Annotated in this window: 19 protein-coding genes and 1 pseudogene; 13 read left to right on the forward strand and 7 right to left on the reverse strand. The window is 61.3% G+C overall.

What is annotated here, in order from left to right; translation table 11 throughout:
• Nucleotides 1–127: 127 nt before the first annotated feature.
• The 4 genes from guaB to IE093_RS19820 form a co-directional block, all read right to left on the reverse strand.
• Nucleotides 128–1,597 (reverse strand): IMP dehydrogenase, encoded by a 1,470-nt coding sequence (gene guaB, locus IE093_RS19805; protein WP_189472266.1) that lies wholly within the window; start codon nt 1,595–1,597, stop codon nt 128–130.
• Between the two features lie 124 nt (nt 1,598–1,721).
• Complete coding sequence (locus IE093_RS19810) at nt 1,722–2,750, reverse strand: ABC transporter substrate-binding protein (protein WP_189472268.1); 1,029 nt, start codon at nt 2,748–2,750, stop codon at nt 1,722–1,724.
• The gene (locus IE093_RS19815; RefSeq protein ID WP_189472270.1) at nt 2,747–4,150 is read right to left on the reverse strand and encodes a sensor histidine kinase; all 1,404 of its coding nucleotides are present in this window, start codon (nt 4,148–4,150) and stop codon (nt 2,747–2,749) included. The genes IE093_RS19810 and IE093_RS19815 overlap by 4 nt, the downstream gene beginning before the upstream one ends.
• A complete protein-coding gene (locus IE093_RS19820) occupies nt 4,147–4,815 on the reverse strand; it encodes a response regulator (RefSeq protein ID WP_189472272.1) in 669 nt (222 codons plus the stop codon). The genes IE093_RS19815 and IE093_RS19820 overlap by 4 nt, the downstream gene beginning before the upstream one ends.
• Nucleotides 4,816–4,956: 141 nt before the next feature.
• On the opposite strand from IE093_RS19820, the gene IE093_RS19825 reads away from it, so the two are divergent.
• From IE093_RS19825 to IE093_RS19835, 3 genes are read left to right on the forward strand one after another with little or no spacing between them, the layout of a single operon-like run.
• Nucleotides 4,957–5,943 carry a Bug family tripartite tricarboxylate transporter substrate binding protein gene (locus tag IE093_RS19825; protein WP_189472274.1) on the forward strand — a complete coding sequence of 329 codons (987 nt, stop codon included), beginning with the start codon at nt 4,957–4,959 and terminating at the stop codon, nt 5,941–5,943.
• Nucleotides 5,940–6,389 (forward strand): tripartite tricarboxylate transporter TctB family protein, encoded by a 450-nt coding sequence (locus tag IE093_RS19830; RefSeq protein WP_189472276.1) that lies wholly within the window; start codon nt 5,940–5,942, stop codon nt 6,387–6,389. Before IE093_RS19825 ends, IE093_RS19830 begins: the two co-directional genes overlap by 4 nt.
• Nucleotides 6,390–6,407: 18 nt before the next feature.
• Nucleotides 6,408–7,937: a tripartite tricarboxylate transporter permease gene (locus tag IE093_RS19835; RefSeq protein WP_189472278.1), complete on the forward strand. Its 1,530-nt coding sequence runs from the start codon at nt 6,408–6,410 to the stop codon at nt 7,935–7,937.
• A 108-nt stretch (nt 7,938–8,045) separates the two neighbouring features.
• Here the strand turns inward: IE093_RS19835 and IE093_RS22695 are convergent.
• A pseudogene (locus IE093_RS22695) lies at nt 8,046–8,153 on the reverse strand (IMP dehydrogenase); the annotation flags it as partial.
• Nucleotides 8,154–8,383: 230 nt separating this feature from the next.
• On the opposite strand from IE093_RS22695, the gene IE093_RS19845 reads away from it, so the two are divergent.
• From IE093_RS19845 to IE093_RS19860, 4 genes are all read left to right on the forward strand, one after another.
• Nucleotides 8,384–8,581: a CsbD family protein gene (locus IE093_RS19845; protein ID WP_189472280.1), complete on the forward strand. Its 198-nt coding sequence runs from the start codon at nt 8,384–8,386 to the stop codon at nt 8,579–8,581.
• Between the two features lie 41 nt (nt 8,582–8,622).
• The gene (locus tag IE093_RS19850) at nt 8,623–9,198 is read left to right on the forward strand and encodes a PRC-barrel domain-containing protein (RefSeq protein WP_189472282.1); all 576 of its coding nucleotides are present in this window, start codon (nt 8,623–8,625) and stop codon (nt 9,196–9,198) included.
• Between the two features lie 35 nt (nt 9,199–9,233).
• A complete protein-coding gene (locus IE093_RS22950; protein ID WP_189472284.1) occupies nt 9,234–9,494 on the forward strand; it encodes a CGNR zinc finger domain-containing protein in 261 nt (86 codons plus the stop codon).
• A 248-nt stretch (nt 9,495–9,742) separates the two neighbouring features.
• Nucleotides 9,743–10,810, forward strand: coding sequence for an AbrB family transcriptional regulator (locus tag IE093_RS19860; RefSeq protein WP_229803783.1), 1,068 nt, complete (start codon nt 9,743–9,745; stop codon nt 10,808–10,810).
• A 224-nt stretch (nt 10,811–11,034) separates the two neighbouring features.
• Here the strand turns inward: IE093_RS19860 and IE093_RS19865 are convergent, their stop codons facing one another.
• Entirely contained in the window at nt 11,035–11,733 is a 699-nt protein-coding gene (locus IE093_RS19865; RefSeq protein ID WP_229803785.1) for a GntR family transcriptional regulator, read from the reverse strand.
• 159 nt (nt 11,734–11,892) lie between these two features.
• Between IE093_RS19865 and IE093_RS19870 the strand changes: the two genes are divergently transcribed.
• The 6 genes from IE093_RS19870 (at nt 11,893) to IE093_RS22700 (ending at nt 16,009) form a co-directional block, all read left to right on the forward strand.
• Nucleotides 11,893–12,699, forward strand: coding sequence for a transporter substrate-binding domain-containing protein (locus IE093_RS19870; protein WP_189472286.1), 807 nt, complete (start codon nt 11,893–11,895; stop codon nt 12,697–12,699).
• A gap of 62 nt (nt 12,700–12,761) precedes the next feature.
• Nucleotides 12,762–13,427 carry an amino acid ABC transporter permease gene (locus IE093_RS19875; protein ID WP_189472288.1) on the forward strand — a complete coding sequence of 222 codons (666 nt, stop codon included), beginning with the start codon at nt 12,762–12,764 and terminating at the stop codon, nt 13,425–13,427.
• 3 nt (nt 13,428–13,430) lie between these two features.
• Entirely contained in the window at nt 13,431–14,087 is a 657-nt protein-coding gene (locus IE093_RS19880) for an amino acid ABC transporter permease (protein ID WP_189472290.1), read from the forward strand.
• Complete coding sequence (locus IE093_RS19885; RefSeq protein ID WP_189472292.1) at nt 14,084–14,806, forward strand: amino acid ABC transporter ATP-binding protein; 723 nt, start codon at nt 14,084–14,086, stop codon at nt 14,804–14,806. Before IE093_RS19880 ends, IE093_RS19885 begins: the two co-directional genes overlap by 4 nt.
• Before the next feature lie 32 nt (nt 14,807–14,838).
• Entirely contained in the window at nt 14,839–15,879 is a 1,041-nt protein-coding gene (locus IE093_RS19890; RefSeq protein WP_189472294.1) for a trans-3-hydroxy-L-proline dehydratase, read from the forward strand.
• Nucleotides 15,845–16,009, forward strand: coding sequence for an AbrB family transcriptional regulator (locus IE093_RS22700; protein WP_189472296.1), 165 nt, complete (start codon nt 15,845–15,847; stop codon nt 16,007–16,009). The genes IE093_RS19890 and IE093_RS22700 overlap by 35 nt, the downstream gene beginning before the upstream one ends.
• A 376-nt stretch (nt 16,010–16,385) precedes the next feature.
• Here the strand turns inward: IE093_RS22700 and IE093_RS19900 are convergent.
• Nucleotides 16,386–16,479 (reverse strand): transposase domain-containing protein (locus tag IE093_RS19900; RefSeq protein ID WP_189470829.1); only part of this gene is annotated, 94 nt, incomplete at its 5' end.

Genomic DNA, 16,479 nt, shown 5'->3' on the forward strand with positions numbered 1-16,479 from the left:
CTGTCGGTACGAAAACGGATGAAAGTAGGAAGAGGTAAGAGGGAAGAAAGAAGAAACATCTTCTCCCTTCCTTCTCTTATCTTCCGTCTTCCTTCTTACTTCTTATCTCTACCCTCTTGTGCGGGTCTTAGCCGGCACGATAGTTCGGGGCTTCTTTCGTGATCTGCACATCGTGAACATGCGATTCGGCGAAGCCGGCGCCGGTGATCTGCACGAATTCCGGCTTGGTACGCATCTCCTGGATGCTGCGGCAGCCGGTGTAGCCCATCGAGGCGCGCAGGCCACCTATCAACTGGTGGACGATGGCGCTCATCACGCCCTTGTAGGGCACGCGGCCTTCGATGCCTTCCGGTACCAGCTTCTCGGCGCCTTCGCTCTTGTCCTGGAAATAGCGGTCGGCGGAGCCCTGGCTCTGAGCCATGGCACCCATCGAGCCCATGCCGCGATAGGCCTTGTAGGTACGGCCCTGGTAGAGTTCGATCTCGCCCGGGGCTTCCTCGGTACCGGCCAGCAGGCCGCCGATCATCACGCAACTGGCACCGGCGGCAATGGCCTTGGCCAGGTCGCCGGAGAAGCGGATGCCGCCGTCGGCGATCAGCGGAACGTCATATTCCTTGAGCGCTTCGGCGACGTTGGCCACTGCGGTGATCTGCGGTACGCCCACGCCAGCCACCACGCGAGTGGTGCAGATGGAACCGGGGCCGATGCCGACCTTGACGCCATCGGCGCCGGCTTCGGCCAGCGCCCTGGCGGCTTCGGCGGTGGCGATGTTGCCACCGATCACCTGCACGTCAGGGAAGTGTTCCTTGACCCACGCCACGCGGTCGATCACGCCCTTGGAGTGACCGTGAGCGGTGTCGACTACGATGGCGTCGACCCCGGCTTCGACCAGTGCCGCGACGCGCTCGGGCGTTTCGGGGCCGGTGCCCACGGCGGCGCCGACCAGCAAGCGGCCGTCGCTGTCCTTGGCGGCGTTGGGGTAGGTCCTGGCCTTCTCGATGTCACGCACCGTGACCAGGCCCTGCAGGCGGAAGGCGTCGTCGACGATCAGGATCTTCTCGATGCGGTTTTCCTGCAGCTTGGCCTTGATCACGTCGAGCGAGGTGCCGACCGGCACGGTGACCAGCTTCTCACGCGGCGTCATGATCGCTTCGACGCTGTCGCTGTGGTCGGGCTGGAAGCGCATGTCGCGGCCGGTGACGATGCCCACCAGGGTCTCGCCTTCTACGACCGGGAAGCCGGAATAGCCGTATTCGTCGGCCATTGTCAGCAGGTCCTGCAACTTGGCCTTGGGACCTACGGTCACCGGGTCCTTGACGATCACACTCTCGTGTTTCTTGACCTTGCGCACCTCGGCGGCCTGGCTGGCGATGGTCATGTTCTTGTGGATGATGCCGATGCCGCCTTCCTGGGCCATGGCGATGGCCAGGCGCGCTTCGGTGACGGTATCCATGGCCGAGGAAACGAGCGGGATGTTGAGTTCGAGATTGCGGGTCAGGCGGGATTTGAGGCTGACATCCTTGGGCAGAACGTCGGAATAGCCGGGAACAAGTAATACGTCATCGAACGTAAGAGCTTCTTGCGCCATACGTAACATATCGGCAACACCCATTGAACTGATGGAGGACGGGGGCGTGGAGGAAGTTAATCAACCATTATAACGGCTATGTGGCCGGGCCGACAATCGGGGGAACGAAACGAGTGGCGTGTTCCCCTTTCGCCTAGCGCCGCTCGAACTCACGCTGCCACCTTGCCATGAAGGCATCGCGGCGTTGGGGATCGACGAAGGCCAGCAGCGACGCATTGATCGGGATGGGATAGAGGCGCTCGCCGACCTGGTCGCGCAGGCGCTGCGCGGTGTAGGGGCCGATCACGTCGGGGCGCACGCTGAACAGCGGCGTTTCACCCGCGATCACCCGCTGGCCATCGCGGCTGAGCAGGAAGTCGAGGAATTCCCGGGCTGCGCCTGGGTTCGGTGCATCGCGATGGATGAAGGCCATGCGCATCATCACCAGCGAATAGTCCTGGGGCACCTGGACGATCACCTCGGGATGCTCCTGGGCCCACACCATGGCGTAGGAGCCGAGCAGGTTGTAGCCCAGCCAGTAGCGTCCTTCACTGATGCCCTCGAGCATGGCTCGGGTGTTGGCTTCCAGCACGGCGTCGGCGTTGCCCATGGCAGCCACCAGGTCCCAGAAACGGGTGGTGTAGCGGGCATCCTGCTGGAACAGGGTATAACCCACGCCGCTGCGCGAGGGGGAATAGGTTGTCACCCGGCCGCGCAGCAGCTCCAACTGCTCGGTCAACAGGGTATGCAGGTCGGCATGGGTGGCCGGCGGCATCATATGGCGCGACAGGTCGAGGCGATAAGCCATGACGATCGGCTCGAAGGTGAAGCCGAACACCTCGTCACGCCACTTGGCCCATTCCGGCCAGCCACGCGCTTCGGCTGAATCCAATCGCCGCGCATAGCCTTCGTTGACGCGCGCCATCTGCCACGGCATGGCCGAACTGATGACCACGTCCGGCGCCGGGTCGGCCTCGGCGATGCGCTCGTCGACCTCCAGGGTGGAGCGGTCGCGGAAGTCCAGGGCGATGTCGGGATGCGCTTGCTCGAAGGCCTCCAACAGCGGCGCGACTACTTCCCTGTCGAGTGCCGCCTCAACCACCAGCGGGATCGCGGCCCAGCCCGAGGCCGGCGCCAGCAACAGAGTCGCAAATGCGAGCGTGCGCAAGCGTCGGGCTATCATGGCGTGTCCTCCTGAGATGCCAAAGGAAAATAAAGGCTGACCCTGAGCCCGCATGGCGTATGCGGCGCCATATTCAGGCGAGCATCGTGACGCCGGGCGATGGAGTCGACGATCGCCAGCCCCAGGCCGGAACCGTGGGTGTCCTGACGCCCGCCGCGCTCGAAGGGATGGTGCAGGCGCTCCAGCACCTCCGGGGCCACGCCGGGGCCGTCGTCCTCGATGAACAGCTCCACTTCGTCGACATGCCGTACCAGACCCAGGGTGATCATGCTGCCCGGTGGCGTGTAGCGCAGTGCATTGTCGATCAGGTTGCCCAGCAGTTCGCGTAGCGCCCACGGCTCGCCGTGGATGAACAGCGGCGTGCTAGGCAGTTTGGCCAGCCCCAGGTCGTGATCCTCGGCGACATCGCGCTCGGCCCACTCGAACACGGTCTCGCGCAGCAGCGTCGCCAGGTCGAGCCGGCGCATCTCGCTGCCATCGGCAACGTGGCGTAGCCGTGCCAGGCTCAACAGTTGGTTCGCCAGACGGCTGGTACGTTCGGCCCCGTCGTGGACCGCCGCCAGCGCCCGGCGCCATTCGTCGGGCTGGGTACTCTTCAGGGCCAGTTCGCTGGTGCTCTGCAGCCCAGCGAGCGGGGTCTTGAGCTGGTGGCTGGCATCGGCGGTGAAGCGCAACAGCGCATCGCGGCTCTCGCGCTGGCGGGCAAACAGGGTGTCGAGGGTTTCGGCCAGCTCGCGCAGTTCCTCCGGCACCCGGGCGTCGAATGGACGCATGTCGTCGGCCTCGCGCTGGCGCAGCAGTTGGCGCAGCCGGCGCATGGGGTTCAATGCCACGCGCATCGCCAGCAGCATCAACAGCCCCGCCAGCAGCACCATGACCAGGAAACGGGTCACCGCGCGCTCGAACAGTTCGCCGGTGAGTGCCTGGCGTCCGGCCAGGGTGTGGCCGACCCAGATCTGCACCGGGTCCTGGGTTTCCCAGCCGGCCGAATCGAACTCCCGCCCATGCAGGCGCCAGCCGGCGCCGAGGTTGTCGGCATCCGTCCACACCGGATGCTCGTCGACTTGCTTGCGCCAGTCGGCCTGAATGGGGAAATCCAGGTTGGCCGAGACCCGCTGCCCGTCGGCATCGAGCACCGCGTAGAAGACCCGCTCCTGGTGGCGGGTGGCAAGAATCTGCAACGCCGCGGCGGGAATTTCCACCACCGGCTGGCCCTCCTGCCATTGCACGGCCTCGGCGATGGTCAGTGCCGCGGACTCGAGCTGGCTATCGTAGGCACGCTCGGCGGCACGCTGGGAGCTGAGATAGGCCTCGATCAGCAACAGCGCGCCCAGTGCGCTCACGGTGACCAGCAACCATACCGCCAAGCGCGATTTCAGGGTGCCGTCGACCTCGATCACGGCTTGTCTTCCTCGAGCCGATAGCCGAGGCCACGGAAGGTGCGGATGCGCAGCCCACTGCCCTGCAAGCGCTTGCGCAGGCGGCTGATGTAGACCTCCAGAGCATTTGAACCTACCTCGCCGAAACCGAACAGCCGGTTCTCGAGCATCTCGCGCGGGGTGATGCTGCCGGCATGCAGCAACAGGCCTTCCAGCAGGCGCAGCTCGCGACGCGGCAGGTCGAGCGCTTCGCCGTTCAGCGCGGCAACCCCCGAAGCCGGGTCGAAACACAGTGCGCCCAAGCTCAGGCGGTTGTCGGTGCGTTGCTGGCTGCGCCGCAGCAGGGCACGCACCCGCGCCTCGAGTTCGGCAAGCGAGAACGGCTTGGCCAGGTAGTCGTCGGCACCCAGGTCGAGCCCGCGAACCCGGTCATCGATGCCATCGCGCGCGGTGAGGATCAGCACCGGCGTGGTGTCGCCGCGCTCGCGCAGTTCGCCGAGCAGCGTCAGCCCATCGCCGTCGGGCAGCCCCAAGTCGAGCAGGATCAGGTCGAAGCGGTCGTGACGCAGCGCCGCGCTGGCTTCGACATAGCGCGTAAAGGCTTCGACGGTGTTGCCCAGCGGGGTCAGGGCCTGGTTCAGCGAGCGGGCGATGAGCGGATCATCTTCGACGACGAGCAGACGCATACGACCAAAGTCTCATGAGGCGGTGACGAGATGACAGGTTGATGAAAGGTTGCGCGCCTAGCATGCCGTTGTGTCATCCACAGCGATGGCAGGCGGGGGAATTCCTCCCTCGTAACCAGAACAAGAGAACAGGAGTTCGCCATGAAGATCAACAAGGCTTTCCGTCACTGCTCTGGCCTGGCCCTGCTGGGCGGCTTGCTGCTTGCCGGCGGCGCACATGCCCAATCCGATTCCACCGAGTGTATCGCCCCGGCCAAACCGGGTGGCGGCTACGACCTGACCTGTCGCCTGGCGGCCAATGGCCTGCAGGAGACCGGGCTGATCGATAAGCCGATGGTCGTCAGCTACATGCCCGGCGGTATCGGCGCCGTGGCCTACAACCATGTCAACGGCGTGCGCAAGGACGATCCCAACCTGATCGTGGCGGCCAGCACCGGCGCGGCGGTCAACCTGGCACTGGGCAAGTTCGGCCAGTACGACGCCACCGAGGTCCGTTGGCTTGGCGCCTTGGGTGTCGACTACGGCGCCATCGTGGTCAACGCTGATGCTCCCTGGCAGAACCTCGACGAGCTGATGGCCGACCTGCGCGACAACCCGGGCGAGATCGCCTTCGGCGCCGGCGGCACGATCGGCAGCCAGGACTGGATGAAGGCGGCGCTGACCGCCAAGGCCGCCGACATCTCACCGAAGAGCCTGCGTTATGTCGCCTTCGAAGGCGGTGGCGAGGCACTGGCGGCGCTGCTCGGCGACCATATCCAGGTCTTCACCGGCGACCTCTCCGAGCTCAAGTCGCAGCTCGAAAGCGGCAAGATCCGCGTGCTGGCGGCGCTCTCCGAAGAGCGCATGAACGGGCCCTACGCCGAGATCCCCACCGCCGCCGAGCAGGGCTACGACGTGCAGTGGCCGATCTGGCGCGGTTACTACATGGGCCCCAATGTTGACGACGAGGCCTACTACACCTGGGTCCAGCGGCTCACCGAGCTGTCCGAGGATCCGGAGTTCGCCGAGCTGCGCGAAGCGCGCGGGCTGTTCCCGATGTCGCGTTTCGGCCCCGACTTCGACGGCTATGTCCAGGAACAGGTCGGAGAATTCAAGGCGCTGGCAGATGAAGTAGGTCTGCGCCAATGAAGCTTGCCGCCGACCGATGGTTGGGCGTCTTCCTGATCGGTCTGGCGGCGTTCGTCGCCGTCCAGGCCGTCAGGCTGGAGGTGCCCTTCAGCTACGATCCCGTGGGGCCCAAGGCCTTTCCGCTGATCCTGTCGCTCCTGCTGGCTGCCCTGTCGCTGGTGCTGGTGTTCAAGCCCGGCGCCAACGGCCACTGGCCGAACCGTGCCCTGGCCGTGAAGCTACTGGCGGTGCTCGGCGTGCTGCTGCTTTACGCGCTGCTGTTCACGCGCCTTGGCTTCGTCGCTATGTCGCTGCTGGCGATAACCGCCCTGGCGCGGATCTTCGCCGCTTCCTGGGGCAAGGCGCTACTGACCGGCGTGTTGATGGCCATGGGCAGCTATTTCCTGTTCACCCATGGGCTTGGGATCTCCCTGCCCGGCGGTTACTGGCTGGACGGCTTGGTCTAGGTCTAGAGGAACGCCATTATGTTCGATTTCCTGATCCAGGGCTTCGGCGTCGCGCTGAGCCCGCTCAACCTGGGGCTGGCCTTCCTCGGCGCCCTGCTCGGCACATTGTTCGGCGCCCTGCCGGGCATCGGCCCGATCAACGGCATCGCTATCCTCATGCCGCTGGCCTACACCCTGGGCCTGCCGGCCGAGTCGGCACTGATCCTGCTCGCCGGCATCTATACCGGGGCCGAGTACGGCGGGCGCATGTCGAGCATCCTGCTCAACGTGCCGGGCGACGCCGGCGCGGTGATGACCACCCTGGATGGCCACCCGCTGGCCAAGAAAGGGCTCGCCGGGCCGGCGCTGGGTCTGTCGGCGGTCAGTTCCTTCGTCGGTGCGACCATTGCCATCCTGGGCCTGACGCTGTTCGCGCCGTTGCTGGCCGAGGTCGCGGTGATGTTCGGCCCCGCCGAATTCTTCGCCCTGATGGTGTTTGCCTTCGCCTCGATGTCGGTGATGATGGGCAAGGACCCGACCAAGACCGCCATCGGCGCGGTGCTCGGCGTGCTGATCGGCACCATCGGCGTCGATTCCGGCACCGGGGTACTGCGCTACACCTTCGGCATGCCCGAGCTCTATGACGGCATCGACTTCGTGGTGATGATCATCGGGCTGTTCGCCATCAGCGAGATCCTGCTGATGCTCGAACATGCCAACCGCAAGGATTCCGACGGCGACATTCCTCCGCTGGGGCGGGTATTCGTCAGCCTCAAGGAAGTGCTGTACTGCAAGGGCGCCATGCTGCGCTCGGGGCTGATCGGCTTCATCATCGGCGTGCTGCCCGGTACCGGGGCTTCAGTGGCCGGCGCGGTGTCCTACACCACCGAGAAGCGCCTCTCCGACAAGGAAGGTACCTTCGGCACCGGCGACATGCGCGGCCTGGCAGCGCCGGAGGCGGCCAACAACGCCTCGGCGGCGGGCTCCTTCGTGCCGATGCTGACCCTGGGCATTCCCGGCTCCGGCACCACTGCCGTGCTGCTCGGTGCGCTGATGCTCTACAACATCACCCCGGGACCGATGATGTTCAGCGAGCGCCCCGAAGTGGCTGGCGGCCTGATCGCCTCGCTGTACATCGGCAACCTGGTGCTGCTGGCGCTGAACCTGCCGCTCGCTGGGGTGTTCGCCCGGGTGCTGACCATCCCGCGCTGGGTGCTGGTACCGGGCATCGCCATCCTGGCCTTCGTTGGCGTCTACCAGCTTCACTCTGACCTGACCGCCATCTACCTGATGCTGATCATCGGTGTGTTCGGTTATCTGCTGCGCAAGCTGGGCTTCTCGCTGGCCCCGGTGATCCTCGGCTACGTGCTCGGCGGGCTGATGGAGCAGAACTTGCGCCGTGCCCTGTCGATCAGCGGCGGCGATGTGGAGATCCTCTGGCGTTCGGGCATCTCGTTGGGATTGTGGATTGCCGCCGCGGCACTGCTGATACTGCCTTGGCTGCTGCCGAAGCTGATCTCGAAGCTGCAGTCCAGCAGCAAGCCACTGGAACAAGTGGAGGACGACTGATAGCGTCCACTCCCTTCACCGCGAGCCCGCTGTGACATCGCAGCGGGCTCGCCGTCTCCCCCCAACGGGCTAGAGGAGAGTACAGCGCTGTGAGCAGCAGTATCAGGTGCGGGTCAGGCGGGGCCGGAGGCTGACGTCCTTGGGCAGGACCTCGGAGTAGCCGGGTACGAGTAATACGTCATCGAACGTAAGAGCTTCCTGGGCCATACGTAACATAATCGGCAACACCCAGTGAGCTGGCGGGGAGGGAGTGAAGTTAATCAACCTTTATAACGACCATGGGTGGGTCACGTCACGGGGGAAAGGCAACGGAAGCGTAGCCCGCCTACGAGCCGGCCCATTAGAAAAGCTGGTATTACCATCAGGTTCGCCGCAGTGAACTAAAATTGATAGGCACGACCAAGGCTTCCCTCATACAACGTTCCACTCAGGAAAGGGGTGTCGACATGAACTGGGATCAGATCGAAGGCAGGTGGACAGAGCTGAAAGGCAAGGCTCGCTCGAGCTGGGGCGAGCTCACCGATGACGAGCTGGATCAGCTCCAAGGCAAACGCGACCAGCTGGTCGGCAAGTTGCAGCAGCGGTACGGCCTGGCCCGCGAAGAGGCCGAGAAGCAGGCCGATGAATGGGCCAGGAAGCTCTAACCCGAGTTGTTACTCGATCGACGAGCCACAGGAGGACTGCCATGCACAAGCACGTACTGACCGTTGCGATTGCGGCCCTGGCTGGAAGCCTCGCCCTCGGTGCCCAGGCTGTCGAGGAGCCCGGTGCCCTCCAGGGCCTCTACGCAGCCGATGACATTCTGGGCTCCGATGTCTTTCTGGCCGACGACCCCGAGGAAGACGTCGGTAGCGTGGAAAACCTGTTGCTCGATGACGACATGCGCGTCACCGCCATCGTGGTCAAAAGTGGTGAGGTCCTGGGTATGGGCGGACGCGGGGTGGTCGTCGAAGCCGAACAGTTCCGGCTCGAAAGCGAGCTGGACGAGGCTGGCGTTGCCACGCACCGCATCTTGGTGGAAGCCACCGCCGAGGAGATGGAAGCATTTCCGGAGTACGACCGTGACTGGTGGGAACAGGCCAGGGAACAAGCTCGCGAGACCTGGGAGAAGACTCGCGAGGGTGCCGCAAGCGCCTGGCAGGGCACGCGCGAGGCCCTGACCCCCGACGAAGAGCCCACGCACGAGCCTTCCGAAGACACTGAAATCCCTGAAGAGGCTGAAGTCCCCGAAGAGGCTGAAGCGCCCGAAGACGACGCCTGATCTCCGCTGACGGGCCATCGTCCCACCACCATGACATGACGCCGAGCCGGCCAGGCTCGGCGTCATGGGTGGGTAGCCGCCATGATAGAGTGGCGGCTCGCCCCCGTCAGGATAAGAGAGTGCCATGTCCCGCCCCGGCGCTGCTCTACAGCGGTCGGCTGCATCGGCTCAAGGAATGCGGCCGTTGCAGTTGGCTATTTCTCGACCAATCCAAGGCACAGCGCCGTCGCTGGTGTCGTACGGAAGTTTGCGGCAACCGGGCCCGGGTCGAGCGCCACTACCACAGAAATCATTAACCCAGCCCTCGTGGGAGCGCAGGTTTCCTGCGCGATCCGGCCGTCAGGCCGGCTCAAGTGGCTATGCTTACACACGCTGGCGAGCCGCTGCTGATACTGCCCTGGTTGCTGCCGAAGCTGATCTCGAAGCTGCAGTCCAGCAGCAAGCCCCTGGAACAAGTCGAGGACGACTGATACCGTCCATACCCTTCACCGCGAGCCCGCTGTGACGACACAGCGGGCTCGCCGTCAGCAGAGGACACAGCGCTTTGAGCAACATCGTCAGGAAGCGGATGATCACCACGGGAAGGTTTCTGCCGACACTGGCACTGGGCATCGCCGGTGGCGGCCTCGCCTATTGGCTGCACATGCCCCTGCCCTGGTTGTTGGGTGCGATGATCGCGACGACGGTCGCCAGTCTGGCGGGTATCCGGCTTCGCCCACCGAACTCATCACGCAGGGCGGTGCTGGTGGTCATCGGCGTGATGTTGGGCTCGGCCTTCACTCCCGATCTGTCCGGCGACCTGCCCCTATGGGGCGCCAGCCTGGCCATCATGCTGCTGGCGACCGCAGTGATGATGGCCTTCTCGGTGTGGTTCTCCCGCCGTGTGGCCGGGTATTCGCTGGACACCGCCCTGTACTCGGGAGTGCCCGGTGGCGTATCGGCGGTCACGCTCATGGCGATGGACTCGAATGCCGACCTGCGCACCGTCGGCATGACCCATGCCGTACGCATCCTGATCCTGCTGATCGCCATTCCGCCGGTCCTGCAGGTCATCGGCCATGTCAGCCTGCAGCCTGGCGGGATGAGCCTGGCGCAGTGGCTGTGGCTACCGACGCTGGGGGATGCGGCCTGGCTCGCCGCCGCCGGGGTGGTCGGCGTGTGGCTGGGGAACTGGTTGCGCTTGCCCAACGCCCTGCTGTTCGGGCCGGCCCTGATCTCGGCGACACTACACTTGACGGGCGTGACCCAGGCCGCAATCCCGCCGACGATCATCGCCCTGGCCCAGGTCATCATCGGTGTCTCGGTGGGGGTGCGCTTCACGGGCACGTCACTGATTGATGTGGGCTACAACCTGATGATGGCCGTGGTGCAGACTATCGCCTTGTTGCTGATCGCCATCCTGGCCGCTTGGGGCGCGCATGCCTTGACAGGTTACTCACTGGCGGCGGCATTGCTGGCCTACATGCCAGGCGGCGCGCCCGAGCTAAGCCTCGTCGCCCTCTCGCTGGGCATCGACCCCGCCTTCGTGACCTCGCACCACCTGCTGCGCATCACGGTGCTGATCCTGCTCATGCCCCTGTTGCTCAGCTACTGCCGACGCTTGAGCGCCTAGGGAGTCGGAGCGGTCATGATCAAGACAATCGCGCAGCGGAGCTGCGCTCCCACCACAGCAGTCGCTAACCCAACCCTCGTGGGAGCGCAGGTTTCCTGCGCGATCCGGCCGTCAGGCCGGCATTCTTGATAGTGGTGCCACCTTCATCGCGCCGCGGGCTGCACTCTCACCACAGCAGTCACTAACCCAGCCCTGGTGGGAGCGCAGGTTTATTCAGCGTGTCCTTAACGCTCACGCTGCAAGAAATTTATCAGTGAGGCTTTCGCGCCCTCAACATGGCGGTTGGTCAATTTAGCAGCAAGCTCCGCGTCACCATCAATGCAAGCCTGCAAGATTTGCTCATGCTCCCTGCTCGCGGTTTCCATTCCATCCGTCAGGGCTAGCTGTGCCCGCAAATATCTATCGATTCTATCGAGAATCGAGTTGATCACATTCATGTGATTTGGAAGTTCTGCGGCTTCATAAAGCGTGCAGTGAAACTTTCGGTTCAGATCCCCCCATTCGGAGGGACTGCTCGAGGCCGTGAACTGATCACAGAAGACTCGTGCTGCGCTGATGGTTTCTTCCGAAATCTTAGGAACTGCTCGCCTGATGACTTCACTTTCTAATAGGGCACGCAGATCAAAGATCTCATCGACCTCTTCCATGGAGATGCCAGCCACCACCGCTCCCTTGTAGCGCTGAGACGATACAAGACCCTGCTGCTCAAGTCGCGAGATGGCCTCACGTACCGGAATCCGGCTCGTGTTGAACATCCTGGCAAGCTCTTCCTGGCGCAGCGGGGTTCCATCCGGCAGGTCTCCTTCAATGATGGCCTTGCGCAGTGTGTCAAAGACGATGCTCGACGCTGACGCTGCCTGGGCAACATCCATGGCCTTGAAATTCAAAGAATTCACTGCCTTATCAACAGGTTGTGATTTCAAAGCGTGCTTCTCCCACGAAAACTTGCCGTCAGTTTATCGAAGAGCCTGAGGCAAGCATAGCATTGAGTATTGGATATTGTGTATTGGATCCAATCCATGCTAGCTTGGCAAATGTTGCACCAAAAAGAAGCACACAGCAATAAGACCCAAGGAGATAACATGATGAAATACAAGAATATTTTCCTGGCAATGGTGTGCAGCATCAGTGCCGCCACTCCGGCCCTTGCCGACAAGCTTGATGACGTGATCGATGCTGGTGTCCTGCGATGTGGTGTCGTGCTGGACTTCCCACCCATTGGCTATCGTGATGCGAACAACGAACCTGCCGGTTTCGATGTGGAATATTGCAAGGACCTAGCGGCTGCCCTGGAAGTGGACGCGGAGATCATCCCGGTCACGTTTTCCGAGCGACTCCCTCTCATCGTTGCCAATCGTGGTGACGTTGTTTTTGGCGGGACATCCGACACGCTGGAACGGGCCAAGACCGTGGGTTTCTCAATCCCTTACGCCATCTACTACGCTCAGGCCGTCGTGAACTCCGATAGCGGAGTCGAATCTTTTGAGGACATCCGGGGCAAGCGTGTTGCTGCATCCTTGGGCTCTGTGCCGGAGCAGGAGTGGCTAAAGATAGCTGAAGAGTGGGACGAGGAAGACCTCTATCAGAGCTATCAATCCGAAAATGAAGTCTTCCTTGCAGTGGCACAAGGTAAGGCGGACGTGGGGCTAACCACGAATACAGCCGTGAAGCCAGTGGTAGCGCAGTATGATAGTGTCATTGCAGGTCCCCGCATGCCTTGGACAACCGATTACACATCGGTAGCCGCTCCTCGCAAGGATGTCACCTGGCTGAACTACCTCAACCTCTTCGTTACACACCAGGTTCGCTCTGGTAGGTACCAAGAGTTATGGGACAAGTACGTTGGCGGTGAAGCTCCAGAGCTCCGCATTCCTGGTGTCCACTACTAAAACAACTGGATGCGCACCTCGACTCGTTCCAAGCGAGGTGCGACCACTTGGAGTGTATTGAGATGGACTATAACTTCCACTGGAGGCCTGTTTTTCGGGCATTACCCGACTTGTTTGAGGCCGCTTTAATAACACTCGAAATTTCGACCCTTTCAATTCTTCTTGGCATTGTCTTGGGAATGGTCTTGGCCATATCCAAGATGAAGGGACCATGGCCCCTGAGAGCACTTGCCATTGGCTGGATCGAAATTGCTCGAAACACACCAGCATTGTTTCAGCTCTTCTTCTTTGGCTTTGGTCTTGGGGCTTTCGGACTACACCTTTCACCGTACATGATTGTTCTGATTGGACTGACCTACAACAATGCCGGATATCTCGCCGAGACGTTTCGTGGCGGCATCAACGCTGTGCCTGAAACTCAAGTCAAGGCTGGGCGCTCTTTGGGAATGACAGCAACACAAGTCTTCACTCGAATCATAGCACCTCAAGTATTGAAGATCGTGTATCACCCGATGACCAATCAATTCGTCTGGGCTGTATTGATGAGCTCTCTTGGCATGCTCGTTGGATTCCGAGAACTATCGGGTGAAACCCAGTTCTTTGCCTCAAAGACATTCCGTATCTTTGAATACTTCGCGGTCACAGCTCTGATCTACTACGTCATCGTGAAGATAATTCTTGGGGTATCGAAACTGATTGCATGGCGTGCCTTTCGGTGGGGGAACTAAATCATGGAACAGGTTTTTTTCACTGGTTTGCAGTGGAGTGATGCGTGGTTCCTGGTCGAGGCTGCCCAGAAGTCTTTATGGATTTCGGTGCTATCCATCAGTGTGGGAACCGTCCTTGGGATCATTTTTGGCTGGGTGCTGCATGAGGGACGTTGGATTGCCGCTGGAACCCTGGGTACTGTACTCGATGCCTTTCGCTCCATTCCGCTGATCATCCAGCTGGTACTTTTCTTCAATTTCTTTCCCATCATCGGCTTTCCTCTGGACCCCTTCCAGGCGGGAACCATCGTCTTGGCGCTCTACACCAGCGCCTTGGTGGCAAATGTGGCACGCGGTGGGATCGAGTCTGTCGGGGAGCCCATGCAGCGTGCGGCACGTTCCTTGGGCATGAGCTACTGGCAAAACCTGCGTCATGTTGTCTGGCCCATTGGCCTTAGGTCAGTTCTCCCCTCTTGGATCGGAGTCGTCCTGGGGGTCGTCAAGGACAGCGCACTGGTTTCGGTCCTTGGCTATGTAGAACTCTTGCGGGCCTCACAGATATTGATTACGCGTACCCAGGAGCCTTTTGCCATCCTGGCCATCGTTGGTGTGTTTTACTTCCTCATTTCGTTTCCGATCGGTCGTATCGGAAAGCGGTTAGAAGGGAAATGGTCATCATGATTAAAATTCGCGGTCTTAAAAAGCGTTTCGGCACGAATGAAGTTCTTAAAGGAATCGACCTTGATGTCAAGAAGGGGGAAGTGCTAAGTGTGATAGGCGCCTCCGGCTCGGGAAAGTCTACCCTCCTCTACTGCATCAACGGGCTGGAGCCGATCCAGGATGGCTACATTGAAGTCGATGATACGAGGGTACATGACAGAAATACCAACGTGAACCTTCTTCGCCAAAAGCTTGGCATGGTTTTCCAGCAGTGGAATAGCTTTCCTCATCTTACTGCACTTGAAAATGTCGCACTTGCACCAAGGATCGTGCGAAAGAAATCAAAGAGGGAAGCGCAGGAGATTGCGAAGAAACAACTCTCGCATGTCGGACTTGGCGATAAGCTTGATGCTTACCCAAACTCTCTTTCAGGCGGCCAGCAACAACGCTTGGCCATTGCCCGCGCGTTGGCGATGGAGCCAGAGTACATGCTTTTTGACGAAGCAACGTCAGCTCTGGACCCCGAATTGGTTGGTGAAGTCCTGGATACCATGCGCCTGCTGGCGGATGAAGGCATGACGATGATATGCGTTACCCACGAAATGGGATTTGCCAAAGACGTCTCCGACCGTGTGGCGTATTTTCATCAAGGCATCCTGGAAGAGGTTGGGCCTCCGTCGCAGATTTTTGGCAACCCAACGTCTGAACATACCAAGAAGTTTCTTTCCAAGACACGCTGATTGTGAGCGAGGGCTATACAAAAGGACAAGCTATGAGAAGCACGAAGACGATTCACGTTATTTCATGCCACGCTGAAGGTGAAGTGGGCGATGTCATCGTGGGTGGGGTAGCACCACCGCCTGGTGAGACGCTGTGGGAGCAGCGAAGCTGGATCGACAAAGACCAGACCCTTCGCAACTTTGTTCTGAATGAACCACGTGGCGGGGTCTTCAGGCATGTCAATCTTCTGGTGCCACCAAAGCATCCAGAGGCACAGATGGCCTGGATCATCATGGAGCCGGAGGATACACCGCCCATGTCGGGATCGAATTCCATCTGTGTGTCCACCGTATTGCTCGACAGCGGCATCATTCCCATGCAAGAGCCGGTGACCGAGATGGTGCTGGAGGCGCCTGGCGGTCTTGTCAGGGTGCATGCCGAGTGTCGCAATGGAAAGGCACAACGTATCACGGTTCAAAATGTGCCAGCGTTTGCCTGTGAGCTGGACAAGCCACTGAATGTTCCGGGCATCGGTAACATCCGTGTTGATACGGCCTATGGCGGCGACAGCTTCGTCGTCGTGGATGCCGAAGAACTTGGTTTCTCTTTGGAAGAGCACGAAGCCCGTGATTTGGCAGAGCTTGGGGTCCGGATCACCAATGCCGCCAATGAACAGTTGAAGTTCCATCACCCCGATAACCCGGAATGGACGCATTTTTCCTTCTGCTTGTTCGCTGGCCCCCTGGAACGAGATGGCGACCGCCTTTCTGCACGCTCCGCGGTGTCGATCCAGCCTGGAAAGATCGACCGCTCACCCACCGGCACATCGGTGTCGGCCCGTATGGCCCTGCTGCATGCCCGGGGCGAGATGTCAGTCGGTGACTACTTTACCGGGCGCTCACTCATCGGCTCGGAATTCGAGGGGCGGATCAAAAGCGAGACCACCGTTGGAGGTCAGATGGCCATCATTCCCGAGATCTCCGGCCGCGGTTGGATCACGGGAGTCCATCAACATATGTTGGATCCTGATGACCCCTGGCCGGAAGGCTATCGATTGAGTGACACCTGGCCGTCGTACAAGGAAGCGCGCTGAACAAAGCTGGATTGCCCTCTCGCTGGGCATCGCCTCCGCCTTCGTGACCTCGCATCACCTGCTGCGCATCATGATGCTGATCCTGCTGATGCCCGTGTTGTTGAGTCGTTTCAAGCGGTTGAGTGCCTAGAGCGTAGAAGCGGCCACCGTCTTGTAGGAGCCACCGTGGTGGCGATCCGGCCGTCAGGCCGGCTTGGGTGGCCCAACCATCGCGCCCACGGGCGCTCCTACATTAGTCTTGAGCCATATCCGATCCCTGATATGCCTAGACGCGCTGGCCAAGCCGCTGCTCCAGATGAGCGGCCAAGCGAAGGGCGAGCTGCGTCAGGGTCAAGGTCCTTGACCAGCCGCAAGGCATCGTAAATGGCTGCATGGGCGTTTCGGGACTCGACGGCATCGCCGATCCGGAATAGCTGGAATCCACCGCCCGCATTGTGGATGACTGCCCGGGGCCTGCCAACGATCAGGTCATCGGTAAGCGGCCGGTCATCACCCTTCGCGAGTGATCAGTCGACCGGCTTCCAGTTCTGAGGCAGGAGTTCGTGGATCTGGCTGGCCTTCTGGGTCGGCAGCCGAGCCAGTACATCTTTCAGGTAGGCA

Origin of the sequence: Litchfieldella qijiaojingensis (assembly GCF_014651875.1) — a bacterium.
In the GTDB taxonomy this organism is placed as follows: domain Bacteria; phylum Pseudomonadota; class Gammaproteobacteria; order Pseudomonadales; family Halomonadaceae; genus Litchfieldella; species Litchfieldella qijiaojingensis.